The sequence below is a fragment of the Pseudonocardia sp. DSM 110487 genome, from assembly GCF_019468565.1.
Classification (GTDB): Bacteria; Actinomycetota; Actinomycetes; order Mycobacteriales; family Pseudonocardiaceae; genus Pseudonocardia.
Genome location: NZ_CP080521.1, coordinates 9,450,746 through 9,464,997 on the forward strand (window position 1 = coordinate 9,450,746; position 14,252 = coordinate 9,464,997).

Below are 14,252 nucleotides of genomic sequence, written 5' to 3' on the forward strand. Positions count from 1 at the left end.
CGCAGCAGGTGACTCAGACGACGCAAGGGACACAGGGGCCGAGCCACTCCGTGACGAAGGTGCGCAAGGGCACTTCACACGGGCTGCATCTGTTCCTGACCATCGTCACCGTTGGGATGTGGGGCATCTTCGTGTGGCTGCCGCTCACCCTCTGGCACAAGTTCGGGCCACGCCGGAAGGTCGTCACGAAGCACCGGTAGCCGCCAGCCGCCCCGCCAGCCCGAACAGCAGGCCGACCGGGTGCCGTCTCGCGCACATCCAGTGCGCGAGACGCGGTCTACAGGCCTCCGCTGTTGAGCAGCCGGTTGGGCGTGCCCCCGGTCTCACCGCCACGCACGACCCCGGTCGTGGCGTGATCGACGATCCACTTCTCGATCACGTTGCTCGGGGCGTCGCCGTGGGTCTGCTTGTAGAGCGCCGCCACGCCCACGGCGTGCGGCGCGGCCATCGACGTGCCCGTGTAGGACGCGATACCGCCGCCCGGCACCGTCGAGCGGATGCTCGTGCCGGGCGCGTAGATGTCGACGCAGTGGCCGGTGGACGAGCTGGCCGCACGCTGGTCCTCGATCGTGGAGTTGGCGACGACGAGCACGCCGGGGAACGCGCGAGGCGCCACCGTGCAGTCGTCCACCCCCGAGTTGCCTGCCGACGAGGCAACGAACACCCCTCTGTCGACGAGCCCCGCCACCGCCGAGAGCAGCACCTCCGACGGGCCGTAGCTCCACGACATGACCGCCACAGCGGGCGCCTGCGCGCTGGTCGCGACGTAGTCGATGCCCGCGAGCAGTGACGAGAGCGTTCCGGCGCCGGTGCAGTCGAGCACCTTCACCGCCCGGATCTGCGCCTTCTTCGCCACGCCGTAGTCCCGGGACGCCGCGATGCCCGCCACCACCGTGCCGTGACCGTCGCAGTCGCGGTCGTCCTTGTCCACGGTGTTCAGCACCCACTTGGCCCGGCCCTCGAACTGGGGGTGCGTGACGTCCACGCCGGTGTCCAGGACGTAGGCGGTGACGCCCTCGCCGGTCGCCTTCGTCGTGTAGCGGTGGTCGAGGGGGAGGTCGCGCTGGTCGATGCGGTCGAGGCCCCAGTTCGGCGGGTCGGGCTGCTCGCCCTCGGTCAGGTCCGGCTTGCGGTTGGGGTCGAGCGGGACGATCCGGCGGTCCTCCTCCACCCCCAGTACCCCGGCGCGCGCTCGCAGCCGGTCGACCTGGGCATGGTTCAGCCGGGCCGCGAACCCGGCGAAGGCCTGGTCGAAGGTCAGGGTCGGCCGCACGCCGACGTCGTCGGCGGCGGCCGTCGCGTCGGCGGTCGTGCGGGCGTGCACGACGTAAGCCATCAGATCACCGAGGTCGTCCCGGGCCTCGGCGCTCCCGGGCAGGGCGATCGCGACGACCAGCTGCAGCACGATCACCACGGGGGCGATGCGCAGGAGGAACCGCGTCACGGTCGGCGACGCTACGGATCTTGCACGGGTGGGAACAGAGACACGATCGTGACTGGTGTGACAGGTGTGATCTATGGGGTGACCGAGCGTTCCGGCCCACCCTGCGTGGGGTACGGCTCGTGGCGACTACGCGATCGTGATCTGCCGGTGTTCGGTGGCGCGCCGGGCAGTTGCACCGTGACGCGGAGCCCGCCACCGGCCCGGGGAGTGAGGGTGAGGGTTCCGTCGTGTGCCTGGGTGATGCTCTGAACGATGGTCAGGCCGAGGCCGACACCCGCGTGGTCGGCGTGGATGCGTTCGGTGCCGCGATGGAACGGCTCGGCAAACGTGGAAACCCGCTCCTGTGCGAGCCTCTCGCCGGTGTTCTCGACGGTGAGCAGCACATTCTCGGGGCGCACACTGGTGCTGACCCACACGGTGCCCTGTTCGGGCAGGTTGTGGACGATCGCGTTGTGCACGAGGTTCGTGGCCAGCTGCAGCAGCAGCGCGCGTGAGCCGCTGGTGGGTGTGATGTCACCGCAGGTCTGGATGGCGACGCCGCGCTTCTCCGCGAGCGGGAGGAGCGTTTCGGCGGCTTCTTCCGCGACGAGGGACAGATCGACGTGTTCTCGATCGAAGGACCGCCGGTCGGCGCGGCTGAGTAGCAGCAGCGCTTCGGTGAGGTCGATCGCCCGGGTGTTGACGGTGTGGAGGCGGTCGACGAGTTCCCCGGTGTCACGGTCCGGATCGGTACGGGCCACGTCGAGGAGTGCCTGCGAGATCGCCAGCGGGGTGCGCAGTTCGTGGGAGGCGTTCGCCGCGAACCTCCGCTGTTCAGCGACGTGTGCTTCGAGCTGCGCGAGCATCGTGTCGAAGGCGTCGGCGAGTTCGCGGAACTCGTCTCCGCGGCCCGGGAGCCTGATCCGGTGGGACAGCGACCCGCTCGCGGCCATCCGGGTGGCGTTCGTGATGCGGGTCAGCGGGGCGAGCATGGAGCCGGCGAGGATCCACCCTCCCACGAGACCGAACACCAGCAGGAACGCCATTACCACGGCTGCCGCCGGAACAAAGGCACGCGGACCGAAACCGCTGAGCAGGAAGACGGAGAGGTCGGGCAATAGTCGATCGAGCGTGCCGATCGCACCGCCGCGCGTACCACGCAACAGGAACATCCACACGGCCCCGAGTAGCAGGACACCGGCGAGGATCAGGAACCCGGCGTAGCTGAGGGTGAGCTTGAGGCGAACCCTCAAACCAGGCCGCCTGCCCACGGTCTGCTCCCTCACGCCCGGGAAGGCTCGTCCGCGACGATCAACACACGCACAAGTTCTCGATGCTACGAGCCGGACCATATCGCCGGCATATCGAAAACCGGATACGCGCCGGCAACGCCACACTGCCTTCACTGGAGCCATGAACTGCGGCGAGGTGTACACCGACCCCACGCACGACGGGCGGATCGCCTGATGCGCACCGTCTTCCGCGCCTCGCTGCGCACCCACGCCCGCCGCTACGTCGCCGCGTCGATCGCGGTGATCGCCTCGGTCGCGTTCATCGTGGTGGTCGGCGTGCTCGCCGCCGGCGCCAAGAGCGGACTCGTGGACGGCACCGGGTCGCCGTACCGCAACGCCGACCACGTGGTCTCGCCTGCGGTCTGGCCAGGGTCCCAGATGGACCTGGACGAGGTGATCGCGTTCACCGAACGACACGGCGAGAACGCCGCCGCGATCGGCCGCGGCAGCCTGCCGGCGCACCTCGACGGTCGGCCGCTCTCCAGAATTCTGGTGGCGCCGATCGCCCGCTCTCCCGAGCAGCGCTGGCAGGAGCTCGTGACGGGCCGCTTCCCGGCGACCGAGGGCGAGGCGGTGCTGCACAACTGGTTCGCCCAGGCCCAGAAGATCGCGGTCGGCGACCGGATCCGGATCGGCGAGGGCGCTAGCGCGACCGACGTGGAAGTGGTCGGCGTGGTGGAGTCGCCCGCGGCCGGGGCAATGGCCTCGGCGTACGTCACATGGCCGCAGTACGTGCAATGGCGCGACCACCCCCTCCACCTGGGCTCGGTGGCGGTGCGCGGGGACATCGTGGGTCCGCTCCCGGACGGCGCGAAGGTGCAGTCGCCGGAGGAGTTCGCGACCGAGCGGGAGGCCAAGATGCACGACGCGGTGGACACGTGGTCGTTGATGCCGCTGTTGTTCGCCGCCATCGCCGTCGTCGTCTCGGTCCTGGTCATCGCGAACACGTTCTCCATCCTGTTCGCGCAGCGGATGCGCGACTTCGCCCTGCTGCGCTGCGTCGGCGCGACCCGACGACAGGTGGTGGGTTCGGTACGCCGGGAGGCGGCCGCCGTCGGGGTGCTCGCGTCGCTGATCGGCGTCCTGGTCGGCGTCGGTCTCGGCTACGGGCTCATCGCCCTGATCAACGCCGTCGTGCCCACGGCCCGCAGCGGGATCGTCAACACCCGTTCGCCCGTCATGTCGGCGATCGCCCCCGAGCCGGCCGCGTTCTGGCCGTGGCTGCTGGGCGGGTTCGCCGTCGGAGTGGTGGTCACCCTGGTCGCGGCCTGGTTGCCGACCCGGCGCGTGGTCAGGATGAGTCCGCTGGCCGCGCTGCGGGTGGGCGGGAGCACGGACGCCGCGCTCGATGCACGCACGGCCACCGGCCGGACCCGGCTGGCGCTCGCCGCGCTCGGGCTGGTCGCCGGGCCGGTCCTGCTCGGGACGGCGATGGCCCAGGACAACACGGGGCTGATGCTGGCCGGCGGAGCAGCGGTGGCCGCCGGGGTGCTGCTCGTCGGGCCGATGCTCGTGCCCCGCCTGATCCGGATCGCCGGAGCGCCGCTCGGCCCCGCCGGACGGCTGGCGACCGCGAACGCCGTGCGCAACCCCCGCCGGACCGCCGCCACCACAGCCTCCGTGCTGGTCTGCGTCACCCTGACGACCGCCGTGCTCACCGGATCGGCGACGATGCGTGCCGCCTCGGACGCCGAACGCGGCGTGGAGCACCCCATCGACGTCGCGCTCACCTCGCCGGAGGCGCCGCTCGGCACCGACCTGCTCGACCGGGTCCGTCGCACCCCCGGTGTCGAGCAGGCCATGCCGGTCGACGGCGCCGTGGCCCGGGTGTCCGGGCTCGACGACCCGATCCCGGTCCTCGCCGCGCCCGCCGCGGCCCAGGTGGCCCGCGACGGCGGAGCGTTCGCCCGCGTAGCGCCGGGTGAGGTCAGGATCGATCCCAACTCGTTGACCGACAACCCGAGCAGCGACCCGATCGACTTCGGGGGCGGTGACGAGGTCACGGTGCGGGTGGGCGATCGGGAGGCCCGGCTGCGGGTCGTCGTCGGCGTGCGGTCGACCCACGAGCTGCACGAGGCCTCCGGATGGGGCCCGGCAGGCGTGGTCGCGCCCGAGACCCTGGCACAGCTCACCGACTCCCCGCAGCCGCAAGCCATCTGGGTCCGCGCCACCACCGGCGCCGACGCGCTGCAGCTCGTCGGCGCCCTGGACGAGCTGGCGGGCCCGGTCGGGGCAGAGGTCGACGACCAGCTGCAGGCCAGGGCGGCGGAGGACCGAACGTTGGGGAACCTCACCTTGTCGGTGCTCGGCCTGCTCGCCATCTCCGTGGCGATCGCCGTGATCGGGATCGCGAACACCCTGGGCCTGTCCGTCCTCGAACGCGCCCGCGAACACGCGATGCTGCGTGCGCTCGGGCTCACCCGCAGGCAGCTGCGGCGGATGCTGGCGGCCGAGGCGGCGCTGCTGTCGGTGGTGGCCACCGGGCTCGGCACCGTGATCGGCGTCGGGTTCGGCTGGGTCGGCTACGAGACGTTCGTGGAGCGGGCGCGGGGCGAGGTCCCCCTGCAGGTCCCATGGCTGCAGCTCGGCGCCGTCGTCCTCCTCGCCGCGCTGGCCGGACTGCTCGCCGGCGTTCTCCCGGCCCGCCGGGCCGCGCGGGTGACCCCGGCCGCGGGGCTGTCACTCGACTGACGCCCTCCTCCCTCACGATCGCGTTCGATCCGCCTCCGGCATCCTGACGCCGGCCGCGTGGATCGCCACCTCGGTCGCCTTCACCGCGAACCACAACCGCACCCCCGGCTCCGCTCCGAGCTCCGCCACAGCGGCGGGGGTGACGTCGGCGGCGAGGCCGTCCACCCACGCCGGGCCACCGGGCGCCGCGGCTACTCGAAGTCGCACCACGTCGCCGTGGGGTTCGATCGCCACCACCTGCACCGGCAGCACGTTGCGGGGGCTGCCGTGCGGCCGCTCGGCGAACACCGCGACGGCCGATGGTGGGAACACCGCCACGGCTGGTTCGCCCTCGACGAGGTCGCCGTCCCGGCCCGCGACGACCGTGCCGTCGGACGTCCGCAGACCGCCGGGGCATGCGGTGCCGGGCACGAGATCGAGGCCGGCGATCCGCGCGGTGAACGGGCTGCGCGGGCGGGCGAGGACCTCCCGGGTGGGTCCGTGCTCGACGACCCGGCCCGCGCCGAGCACGACGACCCGGTCGGCCAGCACGAGCGCGTCGAGGGCGGAGTGCGTCACCAGCACGGCCGTCTGCCCGGCCGCGCGCACCACGCGCCGCAGCAGCGCCCGCATGGCCGGCGTCGCGTCGACGTCCAGCGCGGCGAGCGGTTCGTCGAGCAGGAGCAGGTCCGGGCGGGGCGCGAGCGCGCGGGCCAGCGCCACCCGCTGCTGCTGCCCACCCGACATCCGGGCAGGACGGCGGTCGGCGAGCTCGCCCGCGTCCACCGCGGCGAGCAGCTCCCGCGCCCGCAGCTCGGCCTCCCGCCGCGGGACGCCACCGGCCCGCGGCCCGAACGCGACGTTGCCGAGCGCGGTGAGGTGCGGGAACAGCAGCGCCTCCTGGGCGAGCAGGCCGACGCCGCGCCGGTGGGGCGGCACGTGAACACCGGCAGCCGGGTCGGCCACGGTGGTCTCCCCGAGCCGGACGTACCCGGCATCGGGCCGCAGCAGCCCGGCCAGCACGCCCAGCAGCGTGGACTTGCCGGCGCCGTTCGGACCGACCACCGCGAGCACCTCACCAGAGGCCGCTTGCAGCGTCACATCCAGTACGAAGCTCGGGCGCCGGACGACGACGTGCGCGTCGAGGGCCGTCACCGCACACCCTCGACGGTGCGGGGGCGGGCGACCGCGATCACGACGACCGCCACCACGACGAGCAGCAACGACAGCGCCACCGCCGCGTCCACGTCGCTCTCCCGTTCCAGGTAGACCAGCAGCGGGAGCGTGCGGGTCGTGCCCTGCAGGCTCCCGGCGAACGCGATCGTCGCACCGAACTCGCCGAGGCACCGGGCGAACGCGAGGACGGCCCCCGATGCCAGTCCCGGCAGCACCAGCGGCACCGTGACCCGGCGGAACGCAAGCCACGGGGAGGCTCCGAGCGTTGCGGCCACCGCCTCGTAGCGGCGGCCCGCGGTGCGCAGCGCGCCCTCGAGACTCACCACGAGGAACGGCAGGGCCACGAATGTCTGCGCCAGCACGACGGACGCCGTGGTGAACGGCACCGTGATCCCGAACGCGAGATCGAGCCCTCGTCCCACCAGCCCGGTGCGCCCGAGCAGGAAGAGCAGCGCGAGACCACCGACAACGGGTGGTAGCACCAGTGGCAGCAGCACCACCGACCGCAGCACCCGCAGGCCGCGCACCCGTCCCCTGGCCAGCACCACCGCGAGCGGCCCTCCGAGCACGACGCACAGTGCCGTCGAGATCGCGGCCGTCAGCAGCGAGAGCCGCAGTGCGTCGAGGGCCGAATCGCTCAGCAGCAGCTCGGGAAGCCGCGGCCAGTCCGCGCGGAGCGCAAGCCCCGCGACGGGCAGGGCGATCAGCAAGAACGCCAGCGCGGCCGGCACCCAGAGCAGCGCGGGCAGCCCGACGCCCGTGTCGTGGTCGTCGGGGCGGCGGACCGCCGGCTGGGTCACGGGCTGCCGAAGCTCGCCGATCCCAGCACCGCACGGCCCTCGGCTCCCGTCACGAGCTCCTGGAACGCGCGGGCGAGATCCGCGTTGGGGGCCTCGGCGATCACCGCGATCGGGTAGTCGTTGACGGCCTGCGCCGCCTCGGGGAACACGATGCCCTGCACGTCGTCCCCCGCGGCGTGCACGTCGGTGGCGTAGACCAGCCCGGCATCGGCGTTGCCGGTGGTCACCTTGCCGAGCGTCGACTTGACGTCCGGTTCCTCGCTCACGGGGCTGAGCGTCACCCCGGTGGCCTGCTCGATCTTCTGGGTGGCGGACCCGCACGGCACCTGCGGGGCGCACACCACGACCTTCAGGCCGGGCCGGGCGAGGTCGGCGAAGGAGGCGATGCCGACCGGGTTGCCGGGCAGGGTGACGATCTGCAGCACGTTGGTGGCGAAGACGGTGGGCTCTCCGTCGACCAGCCCGGCGTCGGACACGGTCTTCATCGTCGAGGTGTTGGCCGCGGCGAACAGGTCGGCCGGGCCGCCGTTGACGATCTGCTGCGCCAGGTCGGAGGACGCGCCGAAGTTGAACACGACGTCGACGCCGGGGTGGACCTCCTCGAACCGCGGCTCCAGCTCACCGAACACCTCGGTGAGCGACGCGGCGGCGAACACCGTGAGGGTCCGCTGCTCGGCGGGCGCCGCCGACCCGGCATCGGTCGTCCCGCCCGCGCATCCCGCGAGCAGCAGCGCCGCCGCGGCGGCGGTAGCCGCGATCCGCAACCTCATGAGCTCGCTCCCGGCGTCTCCACGACCACCGTGGTCGACTTGATCACGGCCACGGCGAGTGCACCGGGCTCGAGGCCCATCTCCCGCACCGCCTCGCTGGACATCAGCGAGACGATCCGGTGCGGGCCGCACTGCATCTCCACCTGCGCCATCACGCGGTCGGCCACCACGGACGTCACGAGTCCCACCAGCCGGTTGCGCGCCGAACTCTGCACGTCGGACGGGTCGGGGGGTGCGCTCGCGTGCTCACGGGCGAACGCGGCGAGCGCGGCGCCGTCGATGACCTTGCGGTTGGACGCGTCGGCCCGAACGGGCAGCGCACCCGCGTCGACCCAGCGGCGCACGGTGTCGTCGCTGACGCCGAGCAAGCGGGCGGCGTCAGCGATCCTGAACTGCGGCACGATCGGGAGAATAGTTCCGCGGATGCGACTGGATCCAGTGGGGGCTCGTCCTGTGGTTGGGTGCAGGCGTGGACTTCGAACCCAGCACCGTGGCTGCCGACTACACGAAGCGGATGCGCGCGTTCCTCGACGAGAAGGTCCTTCCGGCCGAAGCCGAGTACGAGGCGTTCCGGGCCGAGCGCCGCGGCACGCCGCAGGAATGGGACCTGCCGCCCGTCGTCGAGGAGCTGAAGACAGAGGCGCGCGCCCGGGGGCTGTGGAACCTCTTCCTGCCGAGCATCTCGGGGCTGTCCAACCTCGACTACGCGTCGGTCGCGGAGGTCTCGGGCTGGTCGCCGACGATCGCGCCGGAAGCCATCAACTGCCAGGCCCCTGACACCGGGAACATGGAGACCCTGCACCTGTTCGCCACCCCCGAGCAGAAACAGCAGTGGCTCGAGCCGCTGCTGGAGGGCGAGATCCGCTCGGCGTTCGCGATGACGGAGCCGGACGTCGCCTCGTCCGACGCGACGAACGTCCAGACCCGGATCCGCCGCGATGGCGACGAGTACGTGATCAGCGGGCGCAAGTGGTGGATCTCGGGTACCGCCGACCCCCGCTGCAAGATCTTCATCGTCATGGGAAAGACCGATCCGGATGCGGCGAAGCACCGGCAGCAGTCGATGGTGCTCGTGCCGCGCGACACGCCCGGACTGGAGATCAAGCGGCACCTGCCGACGTTCGGCTACCAGGACCAACACGGGCACTCCGAGCTGGAGTTCCACGACGTGCGCGTGCCGGTGTCGAACCTCCTCGGCGAGGAGGGCGGCGGCTTCGCTATCGCCCAGGCGCGGCTCGGTCCCGGGCGGATCCACCACTGCATGCGCCTGATCGGCATGGCCGAGCGCGCGATCGACCTCATGGTGCGCCGCGCCCGATCCCGCACGGCGTTCGGGCGGCCGCTCGCCGACCAGGGCGTGGTGCGCGAGCAGATCGCCCACTCCCGGATCGAGGTGGAGCAGGCGAGGCTGCTCGTCCTCAAGACGGCCTGGCTGATCGACCGGTACGGCGCAAGGGGAGCGGCCACCGAGATCGCCGCGATCAAGGCCCTCTGCCCCCGGATGGCGTGCACGGTGATCGACCGCGCGCTGCAGGTGCACGGCGGCGCCGGCATGAGCGACGACGTGCCGCTCGCCTCGTTCTACGTATGGGCCCGCGCCCTTCGCTTCGCCGACGGCCCCGACGAGGTCCACCTGCGGACGGTCGCCCGCCAGGAGCTGGGCCGCCACGACTGACCTCTCCGCGAGTCGCGGTCTCGGTGCGCGCGAGTCGCGCTCTGTGTGCATGGCAACCCGACTTTTGGACAGCCGGTTCGTCAGCATCTGCGGTTCGATCCGCACCGTGCGGACGCATCTGCGGAGTGCTGAAATGTCGGTGATCCACGCAGCTTCCAGGTCCGTATTCGGCTATTACGCTCGTGGCGTGACGGCAACCGAGCTCGGACTTCCGGCGGTGCGGGGGGCAGCCCCCCGCGATCCGGCGCGTCCCGCCGACCCGCGGCTCGTCGACTCGTTCGGCAGGGTCGCCACCGACTTGCGGATCTCCCTCACCGACCGCTGCAACCTGCGCTGCAGCTACTGCATGCCGGCCGAGGGCCTGGACTGGATGCCGCGCGACGAGCAGCTCACCGACGACGAGCTGATCCGGCTCATCACGATCGCGGTGCGCGACCTCGGCGTGCACGAGCTGCGGTTCACCGGCGGCGAGCCGCTGCTGCGGCGCGGGCTGGAGAACCTGATCGCCGCGTCGGCGGCACTGGAACCGCGCCCTGACATCTCGCTCACCACCAACGGGATCGGCCTCGCCCGCCGGGCGGAAGCGCTCGCCGCGGCCGGCGTGAATCGGCTCAACGTCTCGATGGACACCCTCCGGCCGGAGCGCTTCGCCACGATCACCCGGCGCGACCGGCTCGGGGACGTCCTGGACGGCCTCGCCGCGGCCCGCGCCGCGGGCCTCGACCCCATCAAGATCAACACTGTGCTCCTGCGGGACGTGAACGACGACGAGGCGGCCCCGCTGCTGCGGTTCGCCCTCGACAACGGCTACGAGCTGCGCTTCATCGAGCAGATGCCACTCGACGCCCAGCACGGCTGGGAGCGCTCCGAGATGATCACCGCCGGTGAGGTGATGGAACGGCTGCGGGAGAGCTACACGCTCACCCCGGACCCCGCCGAGCGCGGGGGTGCGCCTGCCGAACGTTGGCTGGTCGACGGCGGACCTGCCGCCGTCGGTGTGATCGCTTCGGTAACCCGCCCGTTCTGCGGTGCATGCGACCGCACCCGGCTCACCGCCGATGGCCAGGTCCGCTCGTGCCTGTTCGCGCGCACCGAGACCGATCTGCGCGCGCTGGTGCGGGGTGGCGCGTCCGACGCCGAGATCGCCGACACCTGGCGGCACGCGATGTGGGGCAAGCTCGCGGGCCACGGGATCGACGACCCCGGGTTCCTGCAGCCCGACCGCCCGATGAGCGCGATCGGCGGCTGACATGTCCACCACCACCGCGACGATCACGGTGCGCTACTTCGCGGCGGCCCGCGCCGCCGCCGGCGTCGAGGCCGAGCCGCTCGAGGTGTCCGGCACCGTCGACGACGCGATCCGCGCCATCCGCGAGCGCCACGGCACCGGGCTCGGCCGGGTGCTCGACCGCTGCAGCTACCTGCTCGACGAGGTCGCCGTGCGCGACCGCTCGGCCGTGGTGCCAGCGGGCGCCACGCTCGACGTCCTGCCACCCTTCGCCGGAGGCTGAGCCCTCGGGCCATCCGTGCGCGTGCGCACTGGATCGATCCCGCCGGCTACATGCCGACGACGTCGCGGTAGCCGCGCCACGTCCCGGCCGGGGTCGTCACGGTCTGCGCCGCGAGCATCCCGTGCGCGATCGCCCGGCTGACGACGTCGGCGGCCGCGGCGTGCAGCGCGACGAGCCCGGGCAGGTCCGGGGCGGGCCGGGTGGCCGTGGACAGTCCGAAGACCGCGTCGCCGTCCGTCGCGGTGTGGGCGGGCGAGATCGCACGGGCGAGCCCGTCGTGGCCCATGGTCGCCAGCCGCCCGCAGCCGGCCTTGTCGAGCGTGACGTCCGTTGCGACGACGGCCAGCGTTGTCGCGGTGCCGAGTCCCGGCGGGCGGGGCGCTTCGCGCAGCTCCTCCAGCGCGGCCTGCCCGACCTCGACCGGCGGGAACTCGCCGGGCAACCCCGCACGCACCCCGTGCAGCAGGCCGGTGGCCATATCGAATGGCGAGCCGGCCGCGTTCACCACGGCGAGCGCCGCGACGACCGCGCCGCCGTCGAGCACCACGCTCGCGGTGCCGACCCCGCCCTTGAGCCCTCCGGCCTGCGCACCCGTGCCCGCGCCGACCACACCCTGCGACACCGGCCCGTCACCCGCCGCGTCGTAGGCGGCAGCACCCGTGGCCGCGTCCGGGCGGGCCCGCACGTCGCCTCCTCGGCCGAGGTCGAAGACGACCGCCGCCGGCACGATCGGGACGACGGTGCCACGGACCGGGAAGCCGACGCCTGCGTCCTCCAGGCGAATCATCACCCCGTCCACCGCGGCGAGCCCGAAGGCGCTGCCCCCGGTGAGGACCACCGCGTGCACCCGCTGGACCGTCGCCCCCGGGTGCAGCAGATCGGTCTCGCGGGTGCCGGGTGCCGCCCCCCGTACGTCCGCGCCTGCGACCGCTCCGCCGTCGGGCGCGAGCACGACCGTCGTGCCGCTCAGGGCGCCCGGCCCCTCGAGCGAGGCGTGGCCGACACGCAGGCCGGGGACGTCGGTCAGGGCGTTGTGCGGTCCGGGGCGCATGGTGGTCATCATCCCCGTGGCCGATTCCCGCCAGCGGGCGCGCGCGACCTGGGCGAGGGTGGTGATATGACTCCTGTGCTCGACCGACTGGACGTCCCCGCCTTGCAGGAGCGCCTCGACACCGACGGCGTCGCGAGCACCCCGCCGCTGCTCACCCCCGAGCAGTGCGCGGACGTCATCGCGATGTTCGACGAGGACGAGCGGTTCCGCAGCACCGTGGTGATGGCCCGCCACGCGTTCGGCGAGGGCAGCTACCGGTACTTCGCCGACCCGCTCCCGCCGCTGGTCCAGGAGCTGCGCGAGCAGCTGTACCCGCCGCTGGCGGAGATCGCCAACACGTGGGCGGACCGGCTGGGCGAACGGACGTTCCCCACTGAGCTGGACGCGTTGCTGGCTGAGTGCGCCGCGGCCGGACAGCACCGGCCCACGCCGCTCGTGCTGCGCTACGGGCCGGGCGGCTACAACTGCCTGCACCAGGACGTCTACGGCGACCTGACGTTCCCGCTGCAGTTCCTCGTGATGTTGAGCCGCCCCGACGAGGACTTCACGGGCGGCGAGAGCGTCTTCGTGGAGCAGCGGCCGCGCCAGCAGTCCCGGCCGATCGTGCTGCGGCCGCGGCAGGGCGAGGCCGTGGTGTTCCCGGTGCACCACCGGCCCAGGCACGGGTCCCGCGGGTTCCACCGCGTGCAGATGCGGCACGGGGTGAGCGCCGTGCACGGTGGAAGCCGGCACGTGCTGGGGATCATCTTCCACAACGCCCGATGACGTTCGAGCTCGTACCGCGGGAGCGGCGGGTGCTCGCCCCCGGCGCCGTGCACGTGCCGGACTGGCTCGACCTCGATCAGCAGCGGGCTCTCGTGCGAGCCTGCAGGCAGTGGGCGAGCGAGGGCCCCGGGATCCGGGCCGCGGTGCTGCCGAACGGCGGGCAGATGACCGTACGCAGCGTGTGCCTCGGCTGGCACTGGTACCCGTACCGCTACTCCCGCACCCGTGACGACCAGGACGGATCCCCGGTGACGCCGTTCCCGGAGTGGCTCGGCGACCTGGGACGGAACGCCCTCGCCGACGCCTACGGCGACCCGGAACGAGGGAGCGCCTACCGCCCGGACATCGCCCTGATCAACCACTACGGGCCCGACGCCCGCATGGGCCTGCACCGCGACAGCGACGAGCGGGCACCCGACCCGGTGGTGTCGTTCAGCATCGGGGCGCCGTGCGTGTTCCGGCTGGGGAACACCGAGAACCGCGGCCGGCCGTGGACCGACGTCGAGCTGCTCTCCGGCGACCTCGTCGTCTTCGGCGACGAGAGCCGCCTCGCCTACCACGGTGTGCCGAAGCTGCTGCCCGCCCACGGCGTGCCCGACACGGGCCTCGCGGCGGGCCGGCTGAACATCACGCTGCGCGTCAGCGGGCTGAACCGACCGGGAGCGCCTGCGGCGAAGTGACGTCGTGGCCTGGGTCGCCCCGGGCTAGTGGGTCGATGGCGCACCCTCGTGTCCGTTCCCTGTCTCGTGCCTCGGATCCGACGCTCCCCGGCGACCGGTTCCGCCTGCATTCCGCGGTCCCGCAGTACCGCCGACATCGGCCGTTCACCCAGCCAGTTCCCGTCGTAGAACGGCTGCACCCACTCGCCGGAATCCTGGGTCACACGGCTATCCGACTCACGAATCAGCGGGGCGTACTCGGGATGGCCGCGAAGCCACGAGACGAACGCCGGCCACCCCCACCCACCGGCCACGATGTCGGCCACCGACAGCGTGCGCGTGTACTCCACCGAGGCGGCCGCAAAGCCCAATGCGGCCTGCACCTCCACGGGATCCAACGAGCTCGCGAACACCCTCAGCTCGAACGTCGCCTCGTTCCGGGTATTGATCGCCCGGTTCT

General features: G+C 72.6%; 14 protein-coding genes. 7 read left to right on the forward strand and 7 right to left on the reverse strand.

Annotation, left to right across the window (positions count from 1 at the left end; all coding sequences use genetic code 11):
- Nucleotides 1-50 precede the first annotated feature (50 nt).
- Nucleotides 51-200 carry a hypothetical protein gene (locus K1T35_RS44610; protein ID WP_220257672.1) on the forward strand — a complete coding sequence of 50 codons (150 nt, stop codon included), beginning with the start codon at nucleotides 51-53 and terminating at the stop codon, nucleotides 198-200.
- 77 nt (nucleotides 201-277) lie between these two features.
- On the opposite strand, the gene K1T35_RS44615 is transcribed toward K1T35_RS44610, so the two are convergent.
- Nucleotides 278-1,444: a S8 family peptidase gene (locus K1T35_RS44615; RefSeq protein ID WP_255621350.1), complete on the reverse strand. Its 1,167-nt coding sequence runs from the start codon at nucleotides 1,442-1,444 to the stop codon at nucleotides 278-280.
- Nucleotides 1,445-1,515: 71 nt separating this feature from the next.
- Nucleotides 1,516-2,694, reverse strand: a complete 1,179-nt coding sequence (locus K1T35_RS44620) for a HAMP domain-containing sensor histidine kinase (RefSeq protein WP_220263252.1) — start codon at nucleotides 2,692-2,694, stop codon at nucleotides 1,516-1,518.
- 195 nt (nucleotides 2,695-2,889) lie between these two features.
- Between K1T35_RS44620 and K1T35_RS44625 the strand changes: the two genes are divergently transcribed.
- Nucleotides 2,890-5,406 carry an ABC transporter permease gene (locus K1T35_RS44625; RefSeq protein ID WP_220257673.1) on the forward strand — a complete coding sequence of 839 codons (2,517 nt, stop codon included), beginning with the start codon at nucleotides 2,890-2,892 and terminating at the stop codon, nucleotides 5,404-5,406.
- 12 nt (nucleotides 5,407-5,418) lie between these two features.
- Here the strand turns inward: K1T35_RS44625 and K1T35_RS44630 are convergent, their stop codons facing one another.
- The 4 genes from K1T35_RS44630 to K1T35_RS44645 are packed head-to-tail and all read right to left on the reverse strand — an operon-like array spanning nucleotide 5,419 to nucleotide 8,532.
- Nucleotides 5,419-6,540: a sulfate/molybdate ABC transporter ATP-binding protein gene (locus tag K1T35_RS44630; protein ID WP_220257674.1), complete on the reverse strand. Its 1,122-nt coding sequence runs from the start codon at nucleotides 6,538-6,540 to the stop codon at nucleotides 5,419-5,421.
- Entirely contained in the window at nucleotides 6,537-7,310 is a 774-nt protein-coding gene (locus K1T35_RS44635) for an ABC transporter permease (RefSeq protein ID WP_220263253.1), read from the reverse strand. The genes K1T35_RS44630 and K1T35_RS44635 overlap by 4 nt, the downstream gene beginning before the upstream one ends.
- Nucleotides 7,311-7,357: 47 nt before the next feature.
- On the reverse strand, nucleotides 7,358-8,131 hold the full coding sequence (gene modA / locus K1T35_RS44640) for a molybdate ABC transporter substrate-binding protein (RefSeq protein WP_220257675.1): 774 nt from the start codon (nucleotides 8,129-8,131) through the stop codon (nucleotides 7,358-7,360).
- A complete protein-coding gene (locus K1T35_RS44645; protein ID WP_220257676.1) occupies nucleotides 8,128-8,532 on the reverse strand; it encodes a molybdopterin-binding protein in 405 nt (134 codons plus the stop codon). The genes modA and K1T35_RS44645 overlap by 4 nt, the downstream gene beginning before the upstream one ends.
- Before the next feature lie 68 nt (nucleotides 8,533-8,600).
- Between K1T35_RS44645 and K1T35_RS44650 the strand changes: the two genes are divergently transcribed.
- The 3 genes from K1T35_RS44650 to K1T35_RS44660 all read left to right on the forward strand — a co-directional run bounded on the left by K1T35_RS44650 (nucleotide 8,601) and on the right by K1T35_RS44660 (nucleotide 11,317).
- Nucleotides 8,601-9,806, forward strand: a complete 1,206-nt coding sequence (locus K1T35_RS44650; RefSeq protein ID WP_255621351.1) for an acyl-CoA dehydrogenase family protein — start codon at nucleotides 8,601-8,603, stop codon at nucleotides 9,804-9,806.
- 187 nt (nucleotides 9,807-9,993) lie between these two features.
- Nucleotides 9,994-11,055, forward strand: coding sequence for a GTP 3',8-cyclase MoaA (gene moaA / locus K1T35_RS44655; protein WP_255621352.1), 1,062 nt, complete (start codon nucleotides 9,994-9,996; stop codon nucleotides 11,053-11,055).
- A gap of 1 nt (nucleotide 11,056) precedes the next feature.
- Nucleotides 11,057-11,317, forward strand: coding sequence for a MoaD/ThiS family protein (locus tag K1T35_RS44660; protein ID WP_220257678.1), 261 nt, complete (start codon nucleotides 11,057-11,059; stop codon nucleotides 11,315-11,317).
- A 46-nt stretch (nucleotides 11,318-11,363) separates the two neighbouring features.
- Here the strand turns inward: K1T35_RS44660 and K1T35_RS44665 are convergent, their stop codons facing one another.
- The gene (locus K1T35_RS44665) at nucleotides 11,364-12,368 is read right to left on the reverse strand and encodes a P1 family peptidase (protein WP_220257679.1); all 1,005 of its coding nucleotides are present in this window, start codon (nucleotides 12,366-12,368) and stop codon (nucleotides 11,364-11,366) included.
- A gap of 66 nt (nucleotides 12,369-12,434) precedes the next feature.
- Here K1T35_RS44665 and K1T35_RS44670 point away from each other — a divergent pair, with 66 nt between their 5' ends.
- Nucleotides 12,435-13,133 (forward strand): 2OG-Fe(II) oxygenase, encoded by a 699-nt coding sequence (locus tag K1T35_RS44670; RefSeq protein WP_220257680.1) that lies wholly within the window; start codon nucleotides 12,435-12,437, stop codon nucleotides 13,131-13,133.
- Nucleotides 13,130-13,813: an alpha-ketoglutarate-dependent dioxygenase AlkB gene (locus K1T35_RS44675; protein WP_220257681.1), complete on the forward strand. Its 684-nt coding sequence runs from the start codon at nucleotides 13,130-13,132 to the stop codon at nucleotides 13,811-13,813. Before K1T35_RS44670 ends, K1T35_RS44675 begins: the two co-directional genes overlap by 4 nt.
- Nucleotides 13,814-14,252: the final 439 nt, after the last annotated feature.